Origin of the sequence: Mesoterricola silvestris, assembly GCF_030295405.1 — a bacterium.
Taxonomy (GTDB): Bacteria; Acidobacteriota; Holophagae; order Holophagales; family Holophagaceae; genus Mesoterricola; species Mesoterricola silvestris.
On sequence record NZ_AP027080.1, the window covers coordinates 3,234,184 to 3,258,777 of the forward strand.

General features: G+C 67.7%; 18 protein-coding genes. 6 read left to right on the top strand and 12 right to left on the bottom strand.

Features of this window, described 5'->3' with window-relative positions; translation table 11 throughout:
• Positions 1 to 10: 10 nt before the first annotated feature.
• The 7 genes from R2J76_RS14045 to R2J76_RS14075 all read right to left on the bottom strand — a co-directional run bounded on the left by R2J76_RS14045 (position 11) and on the right by R2J76_RS14075 (position 12,208).
• Positions 11 to 1,303, bottom strand: a complete 1,293-nt coding sequence (locus tag R2J76_RS14045) for an NAD(P)/FAD-dependent oxidoreductase (RefSeq protein WP_316412259.1) — start codon at positions 1,301 to 1,303, stop codon at positions 11 to 13.
• Positions 1,304 to 1,325: 22 nt separating this feature from the next.
• On the bottom strand, positions 1,326 to 1,652 hold the full coding sequence (locus tag R2J76_RS14050; protein ID WP_316412260.1) for a cupin domain-containing protein: 327 nt from the start codon (positions 1,650 to 1,652) through the stop codon (positions 1,326 to 1,328).
• Between the two features lie 112 nt (positions 1,653 to 1,764).
• Positions 1,765 to 2,367: a TetR/AcrR family transcriptional regulator gene (locus R2J76_RS14055; RefSeq protein WP_316412261.1), complete on the bottom strand. Its 603-nt coding sequence runs from the start codon at positions 2,365 to 2,367 to the stop codon at positions 1,765 to 1,767.
• A gap of 611 nt (positions 2,368 to 2,978) precedes the next feature.
• Entirely contained in the window at positions 2,979 to 3,275 is a 297-nt protein-coding gene (locus R2J76_RS14060; protein WP_316412262.1) for an immunity protein Imm33 domain-containing protein, read from the bottom strand.
• A complete protein-coding gene (locus R2J76_RS14065; RefSeq protein ID WP_316412263.1) occupies positions 3,265 to 6,537 on the bottom strand; it encodes an RHS repeat-associated core domain-containing protein in 3,273 nt (1,090 codons plus the stop codon). Before R2J76_RS14065 ends, R2J76_RS14060 begins: the two co-directional genes overlap by 11 nt.
• Positions 6,534 to 11,057, bottom strand: a complete 4,524-nt coding sequence (locus R2J76_RS14070) for an RHS repeat domain-containing protein (RefSeq protein WP_316412264.1) — start codon at positions 11,055 to 11,057, stop codon at positions 6,534 to 6,536. The genes R2J76_RS14065 and R2J76_RS14070 overlap by 4 nt, the downstream gene beginning before the upstream one ends.
• Before the next feature lie 347 nt (positions 11,058 to 11,404).
• Positions 11,405 to 12,208, bottom strand: coding sequence for a cytochrome b/b6 domain-containing protein (locus tag R2J76_RS14075; RefSeq protein WP_316412265.1), 804 nt, complete (start codon positions 12,206 to 12,208; stop codon positions 11,405 to 11,407).
• An 80-nt stretch (positions 12,209 to 12,288) separates the two neighbouring features.
• On the opposite strand from R2J76_RS14075, the gene R2J76_RS14080 reads away from it, so the two are divergent.
• Together R2J76_RS14080 and R2J76_RS14085 are read left to right on the top strand one after the other, a co-directional pair.
• Entirely contained in the window at positions 12,289 to 12,879 is a 591-nt protein-coding gene (locus tag R2J76_RS14080) for a helix-turn-helix transcriptional regulator (protein WP_316412266.1), read from the top strand.
• A gap of 54 nt (positions 12,880 to 12,933) precedes the next feature.
• Complete coding sequence (locus tag R2J76_RS14085; RefSeq protein ID WP_316412267.1) at positions 12,934 to 13,914, top strand: sensor histidine kinase; 981 nt, start codon at positions 12,934 to 12,936, stop codon at positions 13,912 to 13,914.
• Here R2J76_RS14085 and R2J76_RS14090 read toward each other — a convergent pair.
• Positions 13,901 to 15,121 (bottom strand): hypothetical protein, encoded by a 1,221-nt coding sequence (locus R2J76_RS14090; RefSeq protein ID WP_316412268.1) that lies wholly within the window; start codon positions 15,119 to 15,121, stop codon positions 13,901 to 13,903. The two genes, R2J76_RS14085 and R2J76_RS14090, sit on opposite strands and share 14 nt — an antisense overlap.
• A 101-nt stretch (positions 15,122 to 15,222) precedes the next feature.
• On the opposite strand from R2J76_RS14090, the gene R2J76_RS14095 reads away from it, so the two are divergent.
• The 3 genes from R2J76_RS14095 (at position 15,223) to R2J76_RS14105 (ending at position 19,036) form a co-directional block, all read left to right on the top strand.
• Positions 15,223 to 15,648 carry an Rrf2 family transcriptional regulator gene (locus R2J76_RS14095; RefSeq protein ID WP_316412269.1) on the top strand — a complete coding sequence of 142 codons (426 nt, stop codon included), beginning with the start codon at positions 15,223 to 15,225 and terminating at the stop codon, positions 15,646 to 15,648.
• A 49-nt stretch (positions 15,649 to 15,697) separates the two neighbouring features.
• On the top strand, positions 15,698 to 16,543 hold the full coding sequence (locus R2J76_RS14100; protein ID WP_316412270.1) for an SDR family oxidoreductase: 846 nt from the start codon (positions 15,698 to 15,700) through the stop codon (positions 16,541 to 16,543).
• A gap of 63 nt (positions 16,544 to 16,606) precedes the next feature.
• Positions 16,607 to 19,036, top strand: coding sequence for a serine/threonine-protein kinase (locus R2J76_RS14105; RefSeq protein WP_316412271.1), 2,430 nt, complete (start codon positions 16,607 to 16,609; stop codon positions 19,034 to 19,036).
• A 367-nt stretch (positions 19,037 to 19,403) separates the two neighbouring features.
• Here R2J76_RS14105 and R2J76_RS14110 read toward each other — a convergent pair whose 3' ends face one another.
• The 3 genes from R2J76_RS14110 to ercA are packed head-to-tail and all read right to left on the bottom strand — an operon-like array spanning position 19,404 to position 23,062.
• Positions 19,404 to 20,201, bottom strand: coding sequence for a response regulator (locus R2J76_RS14110; RefSeq protein ID WP_316412272.1), 798 nt, complete (start codon positions 20,199 to 20,201; stop codon positions 19,404 to 19,406).
• Between the two features lie 54 nt (positions 20,202 to 20,255).
• Positions 20,256 to 21,911 (bottom strand): hybrid sensor histidine kinase/response regulator, encoded by a 1,656-nt coding sequence (locus R2J76_RS14115; protein WP_316412273.1) that lies wholly within the window; start codon positions 21,909 to 21,911, stop codon positions 20,256 to 20,258.
• A complete protein-coding gene (gene ercA / locus R2J76_RS14120; RefSeq protein WP_316412274.1) occupies positions 21,911 to 23,062 on the bottom strand; it encodes an alcohol dehydrogenase-like regulatory protein ErcA in 1,152 nt (383 codons plus the stop codon). The genes R2J76_RS14115 and ercA overlap by 1 nt, the downstream gene beginning before the upstream one ends.
• 104 nt (positions 23,063 to 23,166) lie before the next feature.
• Between ercA and R2J76_RS14125 the strand changes: the two genes are divergently transcribed.
• Positions 23,167 to 23,532: a response regulator gene (locus R2J76_RS14125; protein WP_316412275.1), complete on the top strand. Its 366-nt coding sequence runs from the start codon at positions 23,167 to 23,169 to the stop codon at positions 23,530 to 23,532.
• Here the strand turns inward: R2J76_RS14125 and R2J76_RS14130 are convergent, their stop codons facing one another.
• Positions 23,533 to 24,588 carry an SEL1-like repeat protein gene (locus R2J76_RS14130; RefSeq protein WP_316412276.1) on the bottom strand — a complete coding sequence of 352 codons (1,056 nt, stop codon included), beginning with the start codon at positions 24,586 to 24,588 and terminating at the stop codon, positions 23,533 to 23,535.
• Positions 24,589 to 24,594 lie beyond the last annotated feature (6 nt).

Here is a 24,594-nt window from a genome sequence, read left to right on the forward strand (position 1 = left end):
CCGTCCCAGTCTAGCCGCTCGGCGGGGCTTCGTCCCGGGAGGCCCCCAGGATCAGACGCACCCGGCGCTGGGTGGTGAGGTAGGCGAACAGCCATTCCATGAACACCGCCACGCGGTTCCGGAATCCCACCAGCAGCATGAGGTGCACGAAGAGCCAGGCCAGCCAGGCCACCCACCCCGAGAGGCGGAGCGGCCCCAGCTGGGCGATGGCCGAGCCCCGGCCGATGGTGGCCATGGTGCCCCGGTCCCGGAACTGGAAGGGCGAGCGGGGTTCGCCCGCCACGCTGGCCAGGAGGTTCCGGGCGGCGGCCCGGCCCTGCTGGATGGCCACCGCCCCCAGCCCGGGCAGGGGACCCTGGAGGCCGTGGGAAAAGGAGGCCAGGTCCCCGATGACGAAGATTTCCCCGTGGCCCGGGATGGACAGGTCCGGGGCCACCACCACCCGCCCGGCGCGGTCCAGGGGAACCCCCAGGCTGCGTCCCAGGGGGGAGGCCTCCACCCCGGCGGCCCAGATGACGGTGCCCGCGTCGATGCGCTCCCGCCCCACCGTCACCCCGTGGGCGTCCACCCCGGTGACGGCCTCTCCGGTGCGCACCTCCACACCGATGGCTTCCAGGCTCCGCCGGGCCTTGGCGGTGAGGCCCTGGCCGAAGGCGGGCAGGATGTCGGGCCCGGCCTCCACCAGCACCACCCGGGCGAGGTTCGCGTGGATGCGGCGGAATTCCCGGGGCAGGGTCAGGCGCGCCATTTCCTTGAGGGTGCCCGCCAGTTCGACCCCGGTGGGGCCGCCCCCCACCACCACGTAGGTGAGGAGCTCCCGGAGGCGCGCGGGGTCGGTCTCCAGCTCGGCCCGCTCGAAGGACAGCAGGAAGCGCCGGCGGATCTCCAGCGCGTCCTCCAGGGTCTTGAGGCCCGGCGCGTGGGCCCCCCAGCCGTCCCTGCCGAAGTAGGAGTGCCGGGCGCCGGTGGCCACCACCAGGAAGTCGTAGGCCAGGTCCCCGCCCTCCGCGAACCGCACCGTGCGCGCCGCCGGATCCACGCCCACGGCCTCCCCCAGGCGCACCTCGGCGTTGCCCTGGTGGCGGAGGACATGGCGGATGGGCGCGGCGATATCCGCTGGGGAGAGGGTCGCCGAAGCCACCTGGTAGAGCAGTGGCTGGAACAGGTGGTGGTTCCGCCGGTCCACCAGGACCACCCGCACCGGGGCCCCGCGCAGGGCCCGGGCCGCTTCCAGGCCGGCGAAGCCCCCGCCCAGGATGACCACGCAGGGGAGCCCGGGGCGGGCGGCGTCGGATCGGGGCATTCCATCCTCCTCTGGACCTGGGTCAGGCCGTGAGCCCCCGGGCGTGCAGCACGAGGAAATGAGAGGGCTCCTGGGCGCGAACCGCGTGGCGGATTCCCGCAGGTATGGGAAAGAACTGGCCAGGCACCACCGGGTGCCAGGCGGTGTCCAGCTGGACCTCCAGGGTGCCGGAAAGGAGCAGGACCCCCGCCGGGTAGGGCACCGCATGGGGCGCCACCTCCGCGCCGCCGTCCAGGGCCGCCAGGACGAGCTTGGTGGCGCCCGGAAGGTCCACCAGGGCCTGGGTGGTTCGCTTGCCGGCTTCAAAAGGCAGGAAGGCAGGAAGATCAACGATGGGGAAGCTGGACATGGAATGCGCTCCTTTGCAGTCGGGCGGGGAAGATCATCGCCTCGGGATCAATGTAAGTAAATATTTACTTACGTCAAGGGGAACGTCGCGCCCGAACGGCGCAGAAGCGTTCCTAGGTCAGGTGCGGCAGGCTGCAGGGCGTCAGGAGCCGGATGACCGTATCGGCCAGGACGTCGGCCTCCGCCTCCTGGGCAAGGCCCAGGGAACGCGCGAAGATCAGGTGCTGCAGGGACCCCAGGACCACCGGCAGGAGGGTCCCCGGGGGGATGTCGGAGCGGATTTCGCCCCGTTCCAGGGCTTCGGCCAGGGCGTCCAGGAGGAAGTCCCGGGTGCGGGTGACCAGCCCCCGGAGGCGGTTGGCCGCCGGCTTTGGAAGGGCCAGGGTGAACTGCTCCGAGAACATGAGCCGGGCGATGCCCGCATGGCGCCCCACCGCCCTGGCCCGGGCGCGGAACAGGAGCCTGATCCGCTCCAGGGGCGCGCAGTCGCAATCGGGGATGGTCTCCAGGACCAGTTCCTCCACCCGCAGGGCCACCGCCTCCAGGATTTCCTCCCGGTTCGCGAAGTGCCGGAAGGGAGCCCCCGGGCTGACCCCCAACTCGGCCGCCAAGGTCGCCGTGGTGAGCGCGGCGATGCCCTTGGTGCCGATGATCTTCAAAGCGGCGTCCGCGATTTCCAGGCGCTTGGGCGTGAGGGGGTGGAGGGGGGTGGTCATGTTCCAAGTGTAAGTAAATATTTACTTCAAACAAGGCGGTTCCGGGCGGGGCGTGACGCTCCCTGGCGAGGGCGAGCCGGACGGCGCGATCGAGCATCAGGCAAGGGCCACTATTACCCAACCCCCTCAACCTGATGGACGCCCAACGAAGCCAAAGAGCCCTGCGCGGCGGGAGACATAGCGAACCGTTATGTCTAGGCAGGCGGCGGGAGTTTTATGAAGCGCTCGGCAGCGCAGCTGACGAGGGGTTCACCAAAACCATTTTCGATAATGATCATTATCGAAAATGCGACGACTGCCGACCGACGCGCAGGGCGGCGATGGATGATGAATGGGCGAACTGGGGGGACCCGTTGGGCCCTCAACGCTGCCGCCGTCCGAGGCCACCTCTTTCCCTCTGCACGACGGTATGGGACGGCGCTGATCACGGGCGCCCCGCTGCAGAGGGCGTGCTGGAGCGCCGCGCAGCGGTGCGCAGGCGCGGCCTTTGCCCGGGGCGAGCCGGACGGCGCCTCTGATCGGGTGGGTCGGCGCACAGAATAGCGATCTACCAAGCGTTGGGGCCTAGAACAGGAGGAGGTCAGTTCACCCTTGGGATCTTGGACGCTCTCTCAGCTTAGGGTCTCCTTTATCCACGGGCCTTTTGCCGATTTCCGGTTGAAAACCGAACCGACTTCGGAATCAAGCATCTCCTCGATGGAGGGATCAATTGCAACCGCCTCCTCAACGGAGATAATCCGAATCGTATCTCCACTCTCTCTTACCCCCGAATCACAGACCACCTGCCAACCTGAATCCGAGGGATCGTCAGGGTCCAGCTCGTCCCGTTTGACCCTCAAAATGGGCAGCCCATCTTCAAAAACATGGGAACATATAATCAGGGATCGCCTGTCGTTTTTACGGCTCATTTCTCCGACCTTTTCTGAGGTTTTCTTCTCTTGAAATAACTCTCATATTTGAACTTGAATTGCTGCCACCATTGGCCTTCGATTTGGCGTGGTCAACATGGGCCTCCCGAGGATTAGGAGCTACGCCCTTCTTGGATTGCTGGGATGGCGTAAGTGGTTTCCCATCACCATCAGACTTCAGTTGCCCACCGTTTCTACTCGCATTTTGGGCCTTAGCCTCTGCCTTCTGGCGTCGAGTGAAATCTCGGCCTTCCCCTACCGCTTTTGGATCCTGCACCCCTGAATATGGGGAGTCGGCCTTAGCAGCCATTGCAAGATTGGTTACAACAGCACCGGCTGACTTCACCGCGACAGCGCCACCATATACCGCGATAGCCGCACCAACCACGGCTCCTGCTCCAGTTGGAGAAGTGGCCAGACCTCCCGCGGCACCTCCTGCCGCAGTGGTGGCCCCCATCTCTCCAGAAGCAAGGCTGCCAACAGCAGCACCCATGTAGAAATCCCGGTTCTGGCCGGAAGGATTAAAGCCAAAATACTTCTCGGCCATTCCACCTACGGCACCCAAGCTGGCGTTGTCCGCAATCGCATATGCGGCACCTTTGATGACATCCCAAGCAGATTCTCCGGTTGGATCCGTCATCATCACGGGATTGTTCTGAACGTAGCTGTATATGTTCCAGCTCTGCGTCTCTTCAAAGTGCTGGTCGCGCGCAGGGTCGGGACTGGCAAACCTCCCATACATGGGCAGATAGAACCGCGCCTGCATGTATATGAGCCCCGACGGATCGGTCTGCTCGTGCCCCGTAAACCCTTTCGCCAATCTGGAAGGATCCCCTGCGAGCAGTTCACCGAACGGCGTGAATTTCTGCATCGATTCCAGAACGCCGTTTCCATTCGTCACGAATCTCGGACTTCCCAGGGAATCGACCTGGGTGACGTGCGTCCCAGCCTGATCGACCTCGGCGATTTCCTTGTCCCCGAGGTAAACGACGCTTCGAACCCACTTCAACTTCATCCCGACCCTCAGCAGAAGGCTTTGGGTCACCTCCCTTCCGGCGGCGTTGCGCACCGTCAACGTATAGGTCGTGTCGGCAGCAGGCTGGACGAGCCTTGGCTGGCCGGGGAGGACCGCACCCAGCCCGGGTGCGATCTCGGCCGTGCCTCCCGTGAATTGGGCGGTGAGGTACGTGGAGCCCCCCGGCTCGATGCGCGCGACGTCGGACGTGAAACCCTGGATTACCGGAAGGGCTTCGACCGCAATCGTCACGGTGGCGGTGGTCGTGTCCGAGGCTGCGTTGGTCACCGTAAGCGTGTAGGTGGTCGTGGCCGCGGGGGACACGTTCACGGATTGTCCGCTGCTGACGGCTCCCGGCTGCGGCGTGACGATGCCCGTCCCGCCCGTGAAGACCCCCGTCAGGGTCAGGGGATCGCCCTGGGTGATGACCGATCCGGTGGCCACGAAGGATGCGATGGCCGGTCCTGGAACCGCCTCCACCTGGACGGTCCGGGTCACGGCGTCCCCGGCCGCATTCTCCACCCGCAGCGTGAAGGACGTGGTCTGGCTGACCACGACGGTGGTCGAGGCTGGGCTCGCGGACCAACTGCCCGGCAAACCATCAATGGTCGCCTTCACCCCCGTGAATTCCAGGGTGAGGGTCACGGCCTTGCCGGCCGTGGTGATGGCCTTGCTGGGAACAAACGAGGAGATCACCGGAGGGCCTGCGACATCCACCGTCAGCGCCGACGAGGCCGTGCGTCCGAGGGGATTCGTGACGGTGAGGGTATAGACCGTCCGGGAGCCTGGGGACACGGAAACACTCTGCCCGGAGGTGACCGGCCCGACCCCCGAAAGGGTCCCGGTGCCCCCCGCGAAGACGGGAACGAGGGTTGTGGCCTGCCCCTGGGTGATGAGTCCCCGCCCTGCCGTGAAGGCCGAAATGACGGGTTGCGGATGCACCGTGACATCCAGGGAGGCGCTGACCGGGCCGGCCAGATTCGAGGCCGTGAGGGTGTAGTGCGTGGTCGAGGCCGGCGCCACGGTTCGCGAGGATGTGCCGGAGACGTCCCCCACCGGGGTGAGATCCAGGGCCGTCTGGCCCTGGGTCGCCCAGCTGAGCGTGGTCGAGTCGCCCGCCGTAATGGCGGCCGGGTTCGCGGTGAAGGAACCGATCGTCGGGGGGGCGACCACTCCGACGATAAGCTCGGCGGTCACCTGCCTGTTCAGGGGGTTGGAAACGGTCAGCACATACCGGGTTTCCGCATTGACGGTGACCCCGATCCGCTGACCCGAGCTGACGGCCCCAAGGCCCGAAATCACACCCGTTCCACCGCTGAACACAGGGGTGAAATAGGCGACCTGGCCCTGGCCGACAGGATTGCTTTCCGCAGCGAAACCCAGGATCCGGGGCTGGGGATGAACGGTGACCGTGAGAGACCTGGAATCCGAACCGGCGGGGTTGCTGGCCGTGAGCGTGTAGGGGGTGGTTGCCGGCGGACTGACGACAAGAGAATTGCCCGTGACGGTTCCGATTCCGCTGAGGGATAAACCGGTCTGTCCTTGGGCCGTCCAACTGAGCGTCGTCGAATCCCCGCTGGTGATGGCCGCGGGGCTGGCCGTGAAACCCGTCAGGGCAGGAGCGGGCAGGACCGCCACCGAAACGCTGGCCTGGCTCTGGGCGCCGGCCCCATTGTAGGCCACCAGCGTGTACGTCGAGGTCCCCCCGGGTGATTCCTGGCGGCTGGACGTGCCCGTCACGCTCCGGACCGAAGCGCCCGGTCCGTACAGCTCAAGGGCGCTCGCCCCCGTGGTGGCCCAGGAGAGGGTCGTGGCCTGGCCCAGGTAGATGGACACCGGCGAGCAGGACAGGCTCGTGATGGCCGGAAGGGCCAGGACCGTCTGGCTCCGGTTGGCGGATTCCGCCGTCCAAAGGGTCTGGTACGAGAGGCAGACCCGGTTCCCATCCGCGTCCGTACCCCATCTGAGGCATTTCCCCTCGCTTGGAACGGAAGCCGAAAGCGTCACCGAATAGACGCCCGGCGCCGCGTAGGCATGGGTGACGTTCCAGCCGCTGGCGCTGGCGCCATCACCGAAAGTCCACACAGGATTGGCGGCGCCGGTGCCCGAATCGGACCCGGTGAACGCCACGGCATTGCCGGAGGACGAAACCGTCGTGCCAGGGCCCGTGATGACGACATTCTGCCCGGCCAGCGGCAGGACGAGAAGAAGGGAGAGGGCAAGGAGCCGGATGCTGGAGGCCATCATTCCATCACCCACTGGCTCACCATCTGCCTCTGGTCGTTGTACAGATTGAGCCGAACCCTCTGGAGCACCGTTCCCTGCCATTCCTGGATGACCGTTCGTAGGCCTCCATGGGTGTACTGGTAGGCTTCCGTGACACCGTCCCCCCGGTCCATGCGGGTGACCCGGCCCAGGGGATCGTAGACGAGCGCAAGCCCCCTGCCCCCCAGGCCCGCGTTGACCTGGTCCAGGTGCCCCTGGGCATTGTAGTGGGCGCCGGTGCTGCCCCCCGAGGCCGTGGTGGCCGGCATGTGGTTGGATGATTTCAAGGCATCACTGTAAGGAGAGAACGTGAAGCCCATTTTCACCCAGGCCGGTGCGTTCGTCGACGTGGATGAAATCAGGTTGCCGAAGCCATCGTAGTCGAAGGCCTGGACCATGGAGCCGGGGGCCTCGGGCAGTTTGATGCTGGCGGTCCGGAGGCGGTTCAGAGCATCGTAGGTGAACGCGTCCTCCCCGTCCCCGATGAGGCGGCCGGCACCGTCGTATCGGAAATCCCACACCACGCTTTGCGGTGCCCCCAGGCCATCCTTGAACCGGTGAAGGATGCCCGTGAGCCGGGACTGGCCGATACCGTAGGTATAGAAGCTGGCCGCGGAGGTCGCCCAGCTCAGGCCGGCCATCTGCCAGGAGACATCCTGGTGGGACGCGTTGGCGACGTACTGGCCATCGTAGCGGACGGTGTTCGGGATGCCCCTCGCGGGGTCGAAAAGCCAATCCACGGTGTGGCTGTCCACCAGGTCGGTACCCCCCTGAACCCTCCCGACCGTGGCGGATTTGCGTTGGCCGAGCGAATCGTACTGGTAATTCTGGCGGAAGGTTTCACCCATTGCGGTCGTGTCCAAGGTTTCCAAACGGCCATTATCGCTGTTGTAGGCGTAGGCGCACGTGATCGCACCATCCGTTCCCCGCGCGATTTTCCCCTTCCCCTGGGGCGCCGTGTCGTAGGTGAAGGACTGCAGGGTCGCACCTCCACTCCCCACCGTGAGCGGCCTTCCCGTCAGGTCGTACGTCGTTTCCACCTTGAGGCCCGCGTAATCCGCGATCCCGGGAAGACCCAGGACATTGAATTCCGAAAAGTCCGTTTCGCCGCTCTCCGGCTGGACCAGCTGCAACAACCAGCCGAAATCGTTCGTGGTCCAGGTCCGGATCTGGGACAGGCCCCGGGCCACGTCGGTCTGCAGAACCTTGGAGAGCTTCCCGTGGACGTCGTACCAATAGGAGGAGACCAGATCGGCGGATAGACCCTGCTCAGAAACCCAATTGCCCTTGACATTGGTGACCTTGGCAAGGCGTCCCAGGGGATCGCGGGTCAACTCGGTCACCTGCGCCTCGGGCAGGCCCTCCGCGACGGTCACGTGCTGCGTCAGCCCTGAATGGGTGGTCCGGGTGATGAGGGTCGCGGGCTCCGACGGGGACCTCGGGTCCAGGGGCTCCCTGCGCAGGATCTCCCGGCCGCGTCCATCCACGACAATGCTGGTCCCCTTGTACTGGGCCGGCGCGGTGTATTCCGGAACGACAAGGGTCTGGTAGCGAAGGCAGGCTGGCGTGCCGTCCTCCGCCCGTCCCCACTCAACGCACTTGTTGTAGGTCGTGGCTGGGTAATGAACTTCCCACACCAGGTTCGGAACGGCCCAATCGGTTTCGGCGCCCTTGCCCGGAAGCCAGACCGTGTCTCCGGTCGGATGGCCTAAGGAATCACGGCCGTGGATCCGGTAGCTCCAGATTTCCGTGCCCATGGGATCCAAGGCCTTCCTCCGCTCCAGAACCATTTCGCCAAAGGCATTGAACCGCAATTGGGTTTCCATGTCGGAACCGCGCTTGATGGATATCCCGAGGTTGTCCGGGTGGATCTCATAACGGGAAGGGATTTCCCCAGGTGGCTTGATCTCCTCCATTCGTCCGGCGCCATCCCAGGTGATCGTGGTCATCAACCCATTGGGATCCCCCTGGGAGGTGGCCCGTCCAAAAAGATCATTCGTCTGCGTCACACTCAAATCCGGCCCTACGCCTGTCGCCTGGGTAATGGACGCCAGGTATCCGAACCCGTCATATCCATACGAGGCGCCCGCCGTCCCCGCGATGGCGGTGGAGGTGGAGGAAACCTGCACCCTGAAAGGGTTCGGTGAATCCCCGGTGCTGAATTCGAACGAGGTCTTGAGGGGACCCTTCGTGCTGCCCTCAAGGCGGTTGTTCGTAGGATTGAGGGTCCGGGTTTCGGCGGGTGATTGCCAGGGCATCGTGCGGCCTGGGTTATACCCCCAGGGGTCATTAATGGTAGTGGAGGATTCGACGACCCGGCCGAGAAGCCATGCGGAGGTGAGGCTTTCCAGGGTCGAGGTGCTGCTCTTGCTGTAGAAGGGAGGGGCCAGGTCGTCCAGCTTGCCGCTGTCCGCCAGCTCGATGCCCTCGGGGCTGGCGGTGATTCCCACCTGGGTCGTGGAACGGTCCCACCCCAGGGTTGCGGAGTTGTACCACTTCTTGGTTTGCGTCTGGATTCCGGTCTCGCCATCCCAGCTTCGCGTCCGCGTGGCGACCGGAACGGTCAGGTTCCCAAGCTCCCCCGAGAGGTTTCCCGCACGCAGGAGCGACAGATGGTCGTTCAACGTGATCCGGTCGGGTGTCCCGGGAGCTGACTCGATGGTTTTCAATTCCAGGTGCTTTATGAAAGCGAGGTCCTGCAGCCCGGCTGGCCCGCAGGCGCCCCCGCCCGTGGTGGCAGGGGATGCAAAGACATGCTTGGTCAAGGTTCCATCGGGGTGGGCGACCACCACATTGAAATCGGTGCTGACCCATCGTTCCTCCACGGAGGAGGTGTAATCGGCGGGGATATCGGTGGCCCAGTTCATTTGCGGAAGGGTCCGCACATATTCGGTCGCCCGGGTTTGCATCGTCGCGGAATCCTGCACCGAACTGCCCACGACGCCCCAGGCGAAAGCCGGAACCCGCCTAAAGGTCGCTTGCCCCGCCGTGAGGCCGTTGTAGGCCCACGGGTTATAATTCAACCGGAACGTGTGGGGAGCCCAGAACAAGGATGTCCCCCCACCGGGGTGATCGATGGCGGTCAAGACGGTCGGAATGACCTCGTTCGCCAGGGGCCAACTGACGCCAGGGGCATGGCCATAGTGGAAGGTAAGCGACTGCGCGGGTGACGGAACGTCCTGGGTCACCGTAAGGGGCTGCAATTGCGAAATGGGTTGATTCCAGGTATGGCAATCCATCCCTTTGAAGTTCGGCGGCATGATCGCCGGCTGAGGGACGGTCCCTCCATCCAAAGAGCTCACGCACAGGCTGATGTGGGGGGCGGCGGTGGTACCCATGTTCAGATAATTGACTTCGAGTTCCGTTGCCCCGGAGAGTTGGGAGGTCTGGAGTCCCGGCGTCCCTGGAATCGGGATGGGAGCCTGGGAAGACTTCATTTCAAGGGCGACCATGGGGCCAGAGAGGGGGGCCTGATCCGTCTGGGTGACCCACTCCGCTGCGAAATAGCGGGAAGCGAGGTTTTCCGATTCATACGTAATCCGGATGTATTCTTTGAATCTATTCATGATGCGGACAAGCCGGTACGTGGCCCCGCGAAGCGGGACGTTGTCAGGCTTGGGCACCCAGTCCGATGGGACGTGTTCATACATGGGGTGGAGAAACTCGAAGAGGAAGGCGACGTCGCTCCGCACCACCACCACAAACCGGGGAACATGGCAGATTTCGGAATACAGGTCGTGAAGGGGATTGGCTTGATAATGCAGCTGGGGATCCTGCCCACTGGAAAGGCCCAGCACCAGGTCGTCGGTGGAGGAGATCCGGGAGAGGTCGTACTGGGCGGTCAGGGCCTTCACTTCGCCCAAACTAAAGGACTCAAGACCAAAAGTGGCCAGGAGCCCCGGAACATCCCCTCCCGCGAAGCGGGGGGGAACGGCGCCAAGAACGGATGCTCCTCCGTGTCCCATCACCTCGTAGCTCGATTCCACCCCAAGTCCATCCTCGATGACGAGGTTGAACACGCCGGGCGATAGCGTTGCCGTCCCATACTCTGTCTGGGCGACCGAATACTGGAATTCCACGTCGGGTACCTGGGGGCTGGCCAATCGACAATCCCAATAGACCCATTCCTGTTGCTTGGGGGTTCGCAGGTTCTGGATCGCTTGCTGGAGGACCCTGGCCTGGGGGGACATCCGCATGCTCAGGGTGGGCCTGAAGGTTGCTCCACGGGCCCCGATCCCCGGTCCGAGCGGAATGGAAAGGTCGATCGCGCCCGTGGGGATCTCGACCTGGACAGGTCCCTGCAGGGTGACCGGTGTCCGGCTGCGGTCCAGTTTCTGCTCCGCGAAGGATGTCTGGAACATCTGAGCGGCAAGGGGCGTGGCTATAACGAAAACAGCAGCAAAATTCGCACAGATGCGAAATAATTCAATAGTAGTGGAATTAACCTTGTTTACTTTATTCATTTCAGTGAACGCTTCCCTTTCTGAGAGCATGATTTGCACCAAACAAAGGCATCCCGATGGAGGGACATTAAAATGCCATATGAGTTGTCTTTTACCCTGTCGTCACAGTCCCTTATAAAGACTTACAAACCCTTGGCGACCCTGCCTTCTTAAGGAAGGGCAAACATCTCGAATTTGAATGCAGTCACTTTACACGAAACCTGGGGCAAACCCCCAGCTTTTTCCCTGAACGGTCGAATTCCGGGGATGAACGGGACGGAAGCCCCCCAGGGGGACCCGCCCTTCCGGGGCCCAGGGGGCACAACCGGAGCCGGGAGGCCCGAACACGGCGAAGCCGGGGGGCCACCTCGCCCCCCGGCCCCCGGGCCCCTCCACCCGGGCCCCCTTCAATCCCGGTCGTGGCCCTTTTCCTCGTCCTCGTTCTCGTCCTGCTCCGGGGCCTTCCCGGCCCCTTCCTTTTCCCGCTCGCCCAAGGGGATGGGCTTGGCCAGGCCCGGCACCTTGATCTGCCGCGCCTTGAGGTCCAGGCCCTGGGCCAGGAGCCCGGCGCCGCCGGCCACCAGGAGCAGGACGGCGAGGCCGGCCCAGGGGCGGGAGGAGGGGATGCCCGCACCCGCGGGGATCCTCCGGCGCCCGTGGAGCATGCTCAGGGCGATGTTCTCCCGGTGGCGGATCCCATACAGGGCCAGGCCCAGCAGGTGCAGGACGATGAAGGCCACCATGGCGTAGGCCAGGGCTTCGTGCACCTCCTCCGCCCATTCCCCGCCCCTGCCCTGGGCCAGGCCCGTGGCGGCCAGGCCCAGGGGGATCAGCAGCATGGCGTAACTGGCGTAGCTGGACCCGGGGTTGTGGCCGGCGGCGGGCTGGTCCTGGCCCCGGGCGGCATCCCGGAGGTACCGAAAGAGGGCCAGGGGGCTGAACAGGAAGGAGCTGAACCGGGAAGGCCGGGAACCCACCACGCCCCAGCCCAGGCGGAGCACCACCACCAGGGCCAGCACCAGGCCGAGCAGCGAGTGGATGAGGAAGACCTGCGAATGTTTGGAGGTGAGGGTCGCCAGGAGGAAGGCCCCTGCGAACAGGCCCGCCGTGAGGCCGTGGGTGATGCGGGTGGGCCAGTCCCACAGAAGCGCCTGCTGCGGGGCCGCATCATTGCCGGCCGGGTTCCCGTGGGATTGTGATGTGATAATCATATATCGTTCCCTCCAACCCGAAGCCTGGGGCCTGAGACCCCGGCGCACCATCCGGCAAAGGGCGGAAAGCGGGGAAAACCATGAATGGATTGGCCACGGGCGCGCATCGAACGGATGGGGGATGGCGTCCTCCCGCCCTGCTGGCGGCGGTGCTTCTCGCCATGGCCCTGCTCCTGGGGGTGGATCTGGCCACGGACCGGGCCCAGCATGCCACCGGCCTCATGCACCTCCTGGTGGAGGGGATCGGGGCCGTGGCCGCCCTGGGGGCGGCGGCGTGGGTGGTGCTGGCCCTGCGGTCCCAGCGCGCGGAGGTGCGGCGCCTGGCCGGAGACCTGGCCGCTTCCCGGGACGAGGCCCGGCGCTGGCAGGGGGAGGCCTCGGAGCTCCTGCGCGGGCTGTCCCAGGCCATCGATCAGCAGTTCGACCGGTGGGGCCTGAGCCCCGCGGAGCGGGAAATCGCCCTGCTGCTGCTCAAGGGGCTGTCCACCCGGGAAATCGGGGCCCTGCGGGAAACCCGGGAGGCGACGGTCCGCCAGCAGGCCCAGGGCATCTACAAGAAGGGCGGCCTGCTGGGGCGGGCGGAACTGTCCGCGTTCTTCCTGGAGGATCTGCTGGTTCCCAAGGAGCAGGAGGCCTTCACGTCCATCCGGCCCGCCCCCCGGGGGCAATGAGGGCCCCTTCCCACCTTTCCATTGCGTTGCCGGGGCCTTTCTGGTGCCATGGTCGTGAACCCATCCGTGAACCCCATGGAAGAACCCTCCGCGCAGCGTCCCCCGATCCTGCGGTCCAGGCCGAGGCTGGATGGCCTCCTGGTCCTGCTGGCGGGCCTGGGCCTGGCGACGTCCGCCTGGGCCCTGGCCAAGGGCCGCCCCGTTCGCGGGTACCTGGGCCTGGGGCTGGGGGCGGCCGCGGGCCTGGCCTTCACCGGGCGCCTGGTCGGATCCCGCAGGGACCTGGAAACCCGCCAGGCCCGGCTGCGGGCCCTGAACCGGAGCCTGGACGAGCAGATCCAGGGCCGCACCGCCCGCCTCATGCAGACCATCGAGGACCTGGAGTCCTTCAATCGCATGGTCACCCACGACCTCAAGTCCCCCCTGACGGGGCTGCTGCTGGGCATGGATAACCTCCAGGCGCACATCGGCGCGGATCGCCCCGACCTCCTGCGCCATCTGGATCTGCTGCGCGCCGGGGCGGACCGCATGCAGCAGCTGCTGGCGGGACTCCAGGAACTGGCCCTCATTTCGGGCCGCCTGCCGGTGGTGGAGCGGGTGGACGTCTCCCACCACGCGCACCTGGTGTTCCTCAATCTGCGGGAGAAGGAACCGCACCGGGACGTGCGCTGGCACATCGAACCGGAACTCACCGTGCTGGGGGACCCCAACCTCATCCGCATCGCCCTGGAGAACCTCCTGGGCAACGCCTGGAAGTACACCCTGGGCCGGGCCCCGGCGGAGATCACGGTGCGCCGGGGGGACGGCGCCGGCACCGCCATCGAGATCCGGGACAACGGCATCGGCTTCGAGGCGGCCCAGGCGGAAACCCTGTTCCGGCCCTTCCAGCGGCTCCATTCGGATCCCCGGATCCCGGGCCATGGCATCGGCCTTTCCATCGTCAAGCGGGTGATGGGCAAGCACGGGGGCAAGGTCACGGCCCAGGGCTGGCCCGGACAGGGCGCCCTCTTCCGCCTGGACTTCACCGCGGACTGAAGAGCCTCCGTTCCACCACGGGCACCAGGTCCTGGTAGGACTCCCGCCGTTCGTGGATGTGGCAGGCCCCCAGGGCCTCGGCCACGTCCCAGGCGAAGGTGTTGCGGTACTCCACCACCAGGATGACGGGCGTATCCACCAGGAGGCCCTGGCCGCGCAGGAGCCGCATCATGTCCTTGGCCCAGTGGCCGCCCATGGTGTTGTCCAGGAGCACCAGGTCCACGCGCGGGGACGCGGCCAGGGTGCGGGCCTCCTGGAAGGACCGGGCCTCGTGCACCTGGCGGAAGCCGTCCTCCCGGAAGGCCTGGGCCAGGGCGTGGGTGGAGCCGGTGGTGGAGAGGAGGAGGATCCGCTTGGAGGCCTTGCGCAGGCGCAGGGCCGCGTTGATCTGGGGCCGGGGCTCGGGTTCGGGGGCGGGCCGTTCCAGGGGGCGCTCCACCACTTCGGCGGGCCTGGCCTTGACGCGGGTGGGGGTCGGGGCTCCCGGGACGTCGGCGGGGTCGGTGCGGGGCTTGCGGTCGGGAAAGCCCTGGCCGAAGGAGGGCGGAAGGCGCGGGGCGAGGATGCGCTCGAGGTTCTGGACATCGATCGGGGAGAGCCCCTCCAGGATCATGCCGCCGTCCCGGCCCGTGAGGTGCACCAGGGTGCCCGTGCCCTGGATGGGCGGCATGTGGGGCAGGCCCGAAACGCGCACCGCCTGGAAGCGGTCGCCGGGCTTCAGTTCCTTCACGGGCCCCCCGAGGGAATCGAATTCGTCCAGGGAAAGCCGCAGGCCCCGGGGACTCAGGTCCAGGAGCCGGCCCTGCAGGGTCCTCCCCCAGGGGAAGGGTCCGGAAAGGAATTCCACCGCGAAGACTTCCGCCCGCTCCCCCCGCCCGAAGGCCGCCCGGGGAAGGCTCCTGCGCTCGCCCTGGGCGAGGCTGGACGGGATCCCGAAGATCCCCGTGCCCTCGGCCCGGGTCAGCGCGGTGAAGCGCCTCGCGTCCAGCATGAAGGCCATGCGCAGGGTCTGGCCCGGCTCCAGCAGGGGCGTCGTGGTGGTGGAGAAGGCGGTCCGCCCCACCTGCTCCAGCGAGGTGTCGAAGGGCAGGGCCCCGTTCACGGGAAGCCAGAACTGCACCGGCGCCTTCAGGCGCGCCAGCTCCTCCAGGTAGGCCCGGATGGTTCCTTCGTCGCGAAGCTCGGGCTGGGGGGCGAATGGGGTCAAGGGGGTTCCGATGCCCCTCAAAGGAGGGGACTTCAAGTATATGCAATTGTCCCTTGACGGGCGGCGAATACGTAACCAATATTGTTACAGATCGGAACCCGATGACCACCAGCTCCCGCACCACCATCGCCATCCACATCCTCACCCTCCTGGCCTTCTGCGGTCCGGAGCCCCTCACGTCCGAGTTCATCGCCGGCAGCGTCAACACCAACCCCGTGGTCATCCGGCGCCTCCTGGCCCGGTTGCGGGAGGCGGGGCTCGTGGGCTCCCAGGGCGGGCCCGGGGGCGGATGGCAGCTGCTGCGGGCGCCGGGCAAGGTGACCCTCCGGGACATCCATCGGGCGGTGGAAGGCGGATCCCTCTTCGCCCTGCACACGGCGGGACCCAACCCCCAGTGCCCCGTGGGCCGCACCATCCAGTCCGCCCTGGAGGGCATCTACGCCGCGGCCCAGGCGGCCCTGGAGGCCGAACTGGGCCGCACCACCCTCGCCCACCTGGTGAAGGACGTCAAGACCCGGGCGTCCTGAGCCTTTTTTTTAACCCAATGCGTAACCCCCAAGGTTACAAGGAGACCTCATGATCGCCATTACCGGTGCCTCCGGCCAGCTGGGCCGCCTCGTCATCCAGCAGCTCCTCCGGTCGATCCCCGCTTCCGGGATCGTCGCCCTGGCGCGAAAGCCCGAATCCGTGCGGGACCTGGGCGTCCAGGCCCGCCCCTTCGACTACGAGCGTCCCGGGACCCTGGCCGCTGCCCTGGCGGGGGTGGACAAGCTGCTCCTCATCTCCTCCAGCGAAGTGGGCCGCAGGACGCCCCAGCACAAGGCCGTCATCGATGCCGCCCGCGCGGCGGGCGTGAAGCTGGTGGCCTACACCAGCCTCCTCCATGCCCCCCAGTCGCCCCTGGGCCTGGCCCCGGAGCACGTGGAAACCGAAGCCCACCTGAAGGCCTCGGGCCTGCCCTTCGTGCTGCTGCGCAACGGCTGGTACACCGAGAACTACACGGCCAGCATCCCCTCCGCCCTGGCCCACGGGGCCTTCCTGGGCAGCGCGGGCGCGGGGCGCATCGCCTCGGCGGCCCGGGCGGACTACGCCGCGGCCGCGGCGGCCGTCCTGCTCCGGGAGGACCAGGCGGGAAAAACCTATGAGCTGGCGGGGGACATCCCCTACACACTCACGGACCTGGCGGCCGAGATCGCCCGGCAGTCGGGCAAGCCCGTGGCGTACCAGGACCTGCCCGAAGCCGAATTCAAGGCCGTGCTGGTGGGCGCGGGCCTTCCCGAAGGCCTGGCCGCGCTGCTTGCGGATTCCGACGCGGGGGCGGCCAAGGGCGCCCTGCTGGACGAGGGACGCCAGCTGAGCCGGCTCCTGGGCCGCGCCACCACCCCCATGGCGGATTCCGTGGCGGCCTTCCTCAAGGGCTGAAGGGCCGGACCTGCTACCCTGGGGAGGATCCGTCAACAGCCCCCCACGGTGGAGTTCCCTTCCATGACCAGCCTTTCGGGAGAAAAAATCGGCGCCTTCCGCGTCCTGGAACTGTTGGGACAAGGCGGGATGGGGGATGTGTACGTGGGGGTTGACGAGCGGTTGGACCGGCGGGTGGCCCTCAAGGTCCTCCGCTCCGACCTCCACCCCGGCACGGAAAGCCAGCAGCGCTTCCTGCGGGAGGCCCGGGTCCTCTCCCAGGTGGCCCACCCCAACATCTGCCAGATCTTCGACTACCTCTCCTCGGCCGGGCGGGAGGTGCTGGTGCTGGAGCTCATCGAGGGCCAGAGCCTGGCCAGGGCCATGAAGCGCAGCCTGGCCTTCCGGCAGAAGCTGGCCATCGCCCGGCAGATCGCCGAGGCCCTCCTGGCGGCCCATGAGAAGGGCATCATCCACCGGGACCTCAAGCCCGAGAACATCCTCATCACGCCCGGGAACCAGGTGAAGATCCTGGATTTCGGCATTTCCCGGCTGCAGGAGGAGGGCCCGGAACCGCCCCGGGCCGAACCCGGCGTCCAGCTTCCCCTGCCCGGCTTCGAGGACGGCCTCACCCGGCCGGCCTCGGCGCCCGCCGGGGACCCCGAGGAGATCACCGCCGGCACGGGGGCCGCCCCCGGCCGTTCCACCAGCTTGACCTCCCAGGGTTCGATCATCGGCACCCTGGCCTACATGAGCCCCGAGCAGGCCCGGGGGGAAATGGCCCAGGCCGCCAGCGACCTCTATTCCCTGGGCCTGGTGCTGCAGGAGCTCTTCACGGGCCACAGGCCCTACCCCAAGGGGCTGGAGTCCGCGGAGCTGCTGGAACGGGCCCGGGAGGGCCGCACCCTGCCGGTGGCGGGCATCGATGCGGACGTGGCGGCCCTGATCCGGCGCCTCACCGCGTTCGCCCCCGCGGCCCGGCCCTCCTCGGCGGATGCGCTGGAGCGGATCCTCTGGATCCAGGGCAAGCCCGGCCGGCGCCGCCGGAAGGCGCTGGTGGCCGCGGCCTTGGCCGTGATGGGGCTCTTCAGCGGGGGCATGACCATCCAGACCTTGCGGGCCCGGCGGGCCGAGCGGGCCACCCGCGAAGAGGCCGAGGCCACCCGTCGGGTCGCGGATTTCCTCACGGGGCTCTTCAAGGTTTCGGACCCCGGGGAGGCCCGGGGCAACACCGTCACGGCCCGGGAACTGCTGGACAAGGGCGCCCGGGACATCACCGGCGAACTGGTGAATCAGCCCCAGGTGCGCGCCCAGCTCATGGACACCATGGGCATGGTGTACTACGAGATGGGTCTCTATCCCCAGGCCCGGCCCCTCCTCATGGAAGCCCTGGCCATCCGCGAGCGCACCCTGCCCCCCACCGACCTGAAGGTGGCCGAGAGCCTGAACGACCTGGGCATGCTGGAGCTCAAGGAAGGCGCCTTCGATCAGGGCGCCGCGCACTTCCAGCGGTGCCTGGCCATCCGCACCCAGCGCCTGGGGGCGGGTTCCCTGGCGGTGGCCACCACCCAGGGCAACCTCGGGGGCATCTACTACAGCCAGGGCAAGTACGACCTGGCCGAACCGCTCTACCGCCAGAGCCTGCGCACCAAGGAGGGCCTCCTGGGCCCCCGGCACGGGGAGGTGGCCACCGCCCTCAACAACCTCGCCAGCCTCCTCTGGCAGCAGGGGAAGTACGCGGAAGCCGAGCCGCTCTTCCTGCGCAACCTCGCCATCGAGGAGGCGACCCGGGGCTCCGACCACCCGGATGTGGCCCTGGCCCTCCTGAACCTGGGCATCCTCGACCGGAAGCTGGGGAAGTACGCCGAGGCCGAAGCCTACCTCCGCAGGAGCCTCGCCGTGGGCGAGAAGGTCCAGGGGCCAAGCCACCCCAGCGTGGCCGCCACCCTCTCCAACCTGGGCACCACCCTGCAGCAGGCGGGCCGCCCCAGGGAGGCCGAGCCGCTCATCCTGCGGGCCCTGGCCATCCAGGAAAAGACCCTGGGACCCGGCCATCCCGAAGTGGCGCGCACCCTCAGCACCCTGGGCGCCCTCTGCCACGCCCTGGGCCGGGACCCCGAGGCCATCGCCCGGTACCGCGCCAGCATCGCCGTGGGGGAGAAGGCCCTGGGCGCGACCCACCCCAGTCTCGCCGGCCCGCTCACGCACCTGGGGGAGCTGTACATGGACCGGGGCAATTTCGCGGCGGCCGAACCCCTCTACCTGCGGGGCCTGGCCCTCACGGCCCCCGCCCTGGGCGACCGGCACCCGGGGGTGGCGGGCATCCTCCTCGCCCTGGCCCGCATCGAAGCGGAACTGGGCCGGAAGGCGCAGGCCCTGGGATACCTGGCCCGGGCCGTGAAGGTGGACGGGAAGCCCGATTGGCTGGGCTCCTTGCGCCAGGAGCCCCAGCTGCGTTCCCTGCGGGGGGATCCGGAATTCGAGCGCATGGCCGCCGAAGCGGCCCGGCCCTAGCTCAACGTTCCGACCCACCCCGTCTTTGACCGGGGCAACGCGTCGGGATTCACCTGTCGAATACGAAAACCCCATTTGCAGGGAAGCAACCGGGACGACCATTACAAGGAATCAAGCACCTGCCGCCCACCTTGGAGGCATGCTCATCCCCTTCATCCTTTTCATCCGATTCATCCCTGTTCCCGCAGGGCCAGGGCTGGGATGGGTCGGCGCATGCAGATCACCTGCGCGCCGCCCCATCTCATCGCTGGCCCTGCGGGAACAGGGATGAATCGGATGAACAGGATGAAGGGGATCAGCCTTGGAACTCTGGCCGTTCCCGTCTGAGGGGCCAGACCAACCTGTCACCGGCCGGGAAAAGATCCATTCAGCGCCTGGCCCCCGCCTTGCCGAAACGCAGGCCCATGGTGATGCGCCGCCGGGCCTCACGGCCATCCAGGGGTTTGGTGATCCAGTCGTCCACGGGGATCCCCGGCTCGGGCTCCTCGCCCTTGTCCACCACGGCCAGGATGGGGACGCCGGCCCAGGTGGGCTGGCTTCGCACGCTGGCGATGATCTCCCGGAGCTGGCCGTTGGACAGGGAGGCATCCACCACCAGCAGCGCCGGGGGCGGCCCGTCCAGCCGGTCCAGGAGCTCGCCCGCCGTGGCGCAGGTGTCCAGGTGGATTCCCGCGGGGGCCACCTGCAGGGAGATCTGGCTCAGCAGCAGGGGCGAGTCCGAGGCGGCCACCACCCGGGCGCCGGCGAAGGCCTCCAGGGGTTCGGAGATGCCGAAGCCCCCGCCGGCGATCCCCAGCAGCTCCCGCACCCGCAGGCGCAGGAGGTCCTCGCTTCCCCGCTTCAGGAAGCAGTCGTCGGCGCCCGCCTCCAGGCTGCGCTCGGTCACGTTCCGGGACAGGGAGGTGATGATGGCGAAGGGCAGATCCCGGGTGGCGGGGTCGTCCTTGAGGCGCCGGCAGAACTGGAAGCCGTCGGTGACGGGCATGACCGCGTCGCACAGGATGAGGCCCGGCCTGCGGTCCGAGAGGATATCCATGGCGTTTTCCGCGTTGGCGGCCGTCAGGATCTCGGCGCCCAGGGGTTCCAGGACTTCCGGGAACAGTTTCCGCTGGAGCCGGTCGTCATCGATGAAAAGTAACAGGGCCTTGGATAAATCCGTGTGCAATGATCCGTCCTCTTGAGAAATGATACATTGGGAGCGGCCAAGGTCACCTTAAATTCACCCGTCCAGGGCGGCGCGGAGTTTTTCCAAGAGGTCCCTCCGGCTGAACGGCTTCTGGAGGAACTGGACGCCGGCGGGCAGTTCCCCCCGGCCGGAGGCGGCCTCCAGGGGATAGCCGGACATGAAGAGCACCTTGGCCAGGGGCCGGTGCTTGAGCATCAGGCGGCTGAAATCCAGCCCGCCCATGCCGGGCATCACCATGTCCGTGACCAGGGCGTGGATCTCCTGGTCCTCCCGGGCCAGGAAGGCCAGGGCCAGGGCGGGGCGGAGGAAGGCGAGCACCCGGTAGCCGGCGTCCTCCAGCACCTTCGTGCCCAGTTCCAGGAGGGCCTCCTCGTCCTCCACCAGCATCACGGTCTCCCAGCCGCAGGGGACGGGCGCCTCGCCGCCCTCCCGGAAGGACCCGTCCGCGGGGTACTCGAAGCGCGGGAAGTGCAGGCGGAAGGTGGAACCCCGCCCGGGGGCCGTGTACACCGAAACGAAGCCCCCGTTCTGGCGAACGATGCCGTACACCATGGCCAGGCCCAGGCCGGTGCCCTTCCCCACCTCCTTGGTGGTGAAGAAGGGTTCGAAGATGTGGGCCACGATCTCCGGGTCCATGCCCCGGCCCGAATCCGTGACCGAGAGCACCACGTAGTCCCCGGGCCGGGCGTCCAGGTGGGTCTGGGCGTAGGCCTCGTCCACCTCCTGGTTGCCGGTCTCCAGGAGGATCGAACCGGTCCCGGTGATGGCGTCCCGGGCGTTGACCACCAGGTTCACCAGCACCTGGCTCACCTGGGAGGGGTCGATCCACACGGACCCCAGGGAGGTGGTGGGCTTCCACACCAGGGAATGGTTCTCGCCGATGAGGCGGCGGAGCATGGCCTGGGTCTCGTCCACCAGGGCATTCATGTCCACCGGCCGGGGCTGGATGGTCTGCTTTCGCGCGAAGGCCAACAGCTGGCGCGTAAGGTCGCTGGAGTGGGTGGCCGCCTTGCGGATCTGGGCCAGATGCTGGCGGGCCGGCCCCTCCGCAAAGGCCGGATCCTCCAGGAGCAGGTCCGAATAGCCGATGATGACGCTCAGCATGTTGTTGGTGTCGTGGGCCACGCCGCCGGCCAGCTGACCCAGGGAATCCAGCTTCTGGGCCTGGCGCAGGATCGATTCGGCCTGCTTGCGCCCGGTGATGTCCCGCACCACGGCGGCGACGGCGTCCTGGCCGTACCAGGTGGCGGGCTTGACGGACACTTCCACGTCGAAGGGCGGGCCGCCCCCGGGCTGCACCGCCCTCATTTCGAAGACGGCGAACCCCTCCCGGTCCATGCGGGCCAGCATCGCGGGCAGCTGCACCTCGGTCCCGCCCTGGTCGGGGTCGGGAAGGCTGAGGCTCCCCACGCCCAGGCCGCACAGGGCCTCCCGGGAGAGGCCGAACATCACGGTGGCGGACTGGTTGGCCTCCAGGACGGTCCCCCGGCGGTCGTGGATGAGGACGGCGTCGTGGAGGCTGTTGAACACGGAAAGCAGGTTCTCCTGGGACACCCGCAGGCGCTCCCGCACCTCCTCCAGCTGGTGGAGGCGCTCCTGCAGTTCCGGGTAGAAGCTCTTGCGGCCGGATTCCTCGCCCAGGCCGATGATGCGTTCCCGCATGGCTTCGCGGCCCAGGCGGGGGGTCATCAGAGGGCCTCCAGGAAAAGGGCCTCCAGGTCGCCGGGGGAGGGCTCCCGGGGATTGGTGGCGACGCAGGGATCGTCGAAGGCCTTGGAGGCCAGGTGGGGCGCGTCCCCGGCGCTGATCCCCCGGGAGGCCAGTCCGCCCTTGATGCCGCAGGCGGTGCGCAGGGCCAGGATCCGGTCCACCAGCGCGCTTCGCACCTGCGCATCCGGGAGGCCCCTGGGGTGGGCGCCCAGGGCTTCGGCCACCCGCCGGAAACGCTCGGGGGCCGCGGGGAAGTTGAAGTCGATGACGTGGGCCAGCAGCAGGGCGTTGCACTCCCCGTGGGGCAGGTCCTTGAAGCCGCCCAGGCTGTGGGCCATGGCATGCACGGCCCCCAGGCTCGCGTTGGAAAAGGCCAGGCCCGCGTGGAGGCTGGCCTGCATGATGCAGGTGCGGCGCTCCAGGTCCTCCGGTTCCCCCACGGAGGCCTCCAGGTGGGCGGCCACCAGGCGCATGGCCTCCAGGGCGTGCACGTCCGTGACGGCGGAGTTGGCGTTGGAGACGAAGGCCTCGATGGCGTGCACCAGGGCGTCCAGCCCGGTGCAGGCCGTGAGGAAGGGGTTCAGGGTCAGGAGGGTGCGGGGATCGATGAGCGCCACATCGGGCACCACGGCCTTGCTGATGATGGCGATCTTCACCCGTTCGTCCGCGTCGTTGATGATGGCGAACTGGGAAACGTCCGCGGAGGAGCCGGCGGTGGTGGGCACGCACAGGAGGGGCGGCATGGGGATCCGCACCTCGTCCACGCCCTCGTAGTCCAGGATGGAACCGCCGTTGGTGGCCACGATGCCGATGCCCTTGGCGCAGTCCATGGCGCTGCCGCCCCCCACGGCGGCGATGAGGTCGCTGCCGCTGGAACGGTACACGGCGACGCCGCCGGCCACCTCGCCGGAGCGGGGGTTGGGGGAGACGTCCAGGTAGCGCGTGACCTCCAGGCCCTCCTCCTGGAGGAAGCCCGCCGCCTCGTTCGTCCAACCGGCCGCATCCACCCCGGGGTCGGACACCAGCAGCACCCGGCGGGCCCCCAGGTTCCGGGCATAGCGCCCCAGGAGCTTCCGGGCGTCCAGCCCAAACAGGAATTCCGGCGCGACGAATTTACGCAGTTCAGACATCACGGGGTTGCCTCGCTAGCGTTCCTTGCGGACGGATGCAGACACCCTACCACGCTCCCCGGAATCCGGGAGCCGTGTATCCTTGACGGGTGGCGAAAATTCTCGTGGTCGACGACAGCCGGATGATGCGCCTCTACCTGCGTCGGTGCCTGGAGCGGGCCGGCCACGAGGTGGAGGAGTGGGTGCCCCTTTCGGCCATGGAGGTGCCGGACCACGTCAACGCCAGCGCCCCGGACCTGATCATCAGCGACTTCCAGATGCCCGGCTGCAACGGTACCTCCCTGGCCCGCATGGCCCAGAAGGCCCGCCCCGGATCCCCCATCCTCATCCTCACCGCCTTCCGGGACGAGGACATGGAAGCCGGCCTCCTGAAGCTGGGCGTCAGCCGGGTCCTGGCCAAACCCATCGAGGAGGCCGTCCTGCTGGCCGCGGTGGCGGGCACCCTGGCCGGCCCCGGCGAGGCGGAGTGATCACAGAAGGCGCCTGAGGGCCAGGATCTCCTCCTTGACCAGGTGCAGGCGCTCGTGGGCCCGTTCCACCTCCTCGGCCGAAAGGTGCCGGGCCACCAGGTCCTTGTGGTCGGCCGCGAACCGCGCGCCGTTTTCCGCGGCCAGGGCGATCCACACGTAGGCCTCGGCCTGGTCCTGGGGGATGCGCTCGTCCTCGTCGAAGCACAGGCCGTGGTGGTGGCTGTAGCCCAGGTGGAACTGGGCTTCGGGATCCCCCCACAGGGCGGCGCGGCGGTACCAGGCGGCGGAGCCGGGCGCGTCGCCGCCGGTGTAGTGTTCCCCCCAGGGATTCTGGATATCCAGGATGACCTGGGCGGCGCTGCAGCCCCCGTGGGCGGAAAGGAGGAACAGCTCCTGGGCCGCCCCTTCGTCCAGGGGCATGCCCAGGCCACGCAGGTAGCACACCCCCAGGTAGTAGGTGGCCAGGGGGTCCCCGGCGTCCGAGGCGGCGCGGAAGCGCTGGGCGGCCTCCCCCTCGTCCTTGGCCAGGCCGATGCCGTTCTTGAGGTTGAAGGCGGTGACGAACTGGGCCCTGCGGCTGCCCCAGTCCGCGGCGATGCGGTACCAGCGCACGGCCTCCGTCAGGTCCCGGGGGATCCGGTCGCCGTCCTCGTAGAGGTGGGCCAGGCGCAGCTGGGTGCGCTCGTCCCCGTTCTCCGCCGCCCGGCGCATCCAGGCCAGGGCCTGGGCGAAATCCGGGGGGACGCCGTCGCCTTCCTCGAAGATGCGCACCAGCTGGAGCTGGGCCTCGGTGCTGCCGTGGTCGGCGGCCTTGCGGAACCAGGCCAGGGCCTGGGCGGGATCCCGGGGCCCGAATTCCCCGACGCTGGCGCAGTGGCCCAGCAGGTACTGGGCCTCCTGGGAACCCAGCTCCGCGGCCCGGCGCCACCACAGCAGGGCCTCCGCCCCGTCCCGGGGCACGCCCGTGCCGGTGGCATAGTGGCGGCCCAGGGTCACCTGGGCCGTGGCCAGCCCCTTCTCGGCCTCGGCCCGCAGGTCCGGTGTGGGTTCGGTCATGGTGGC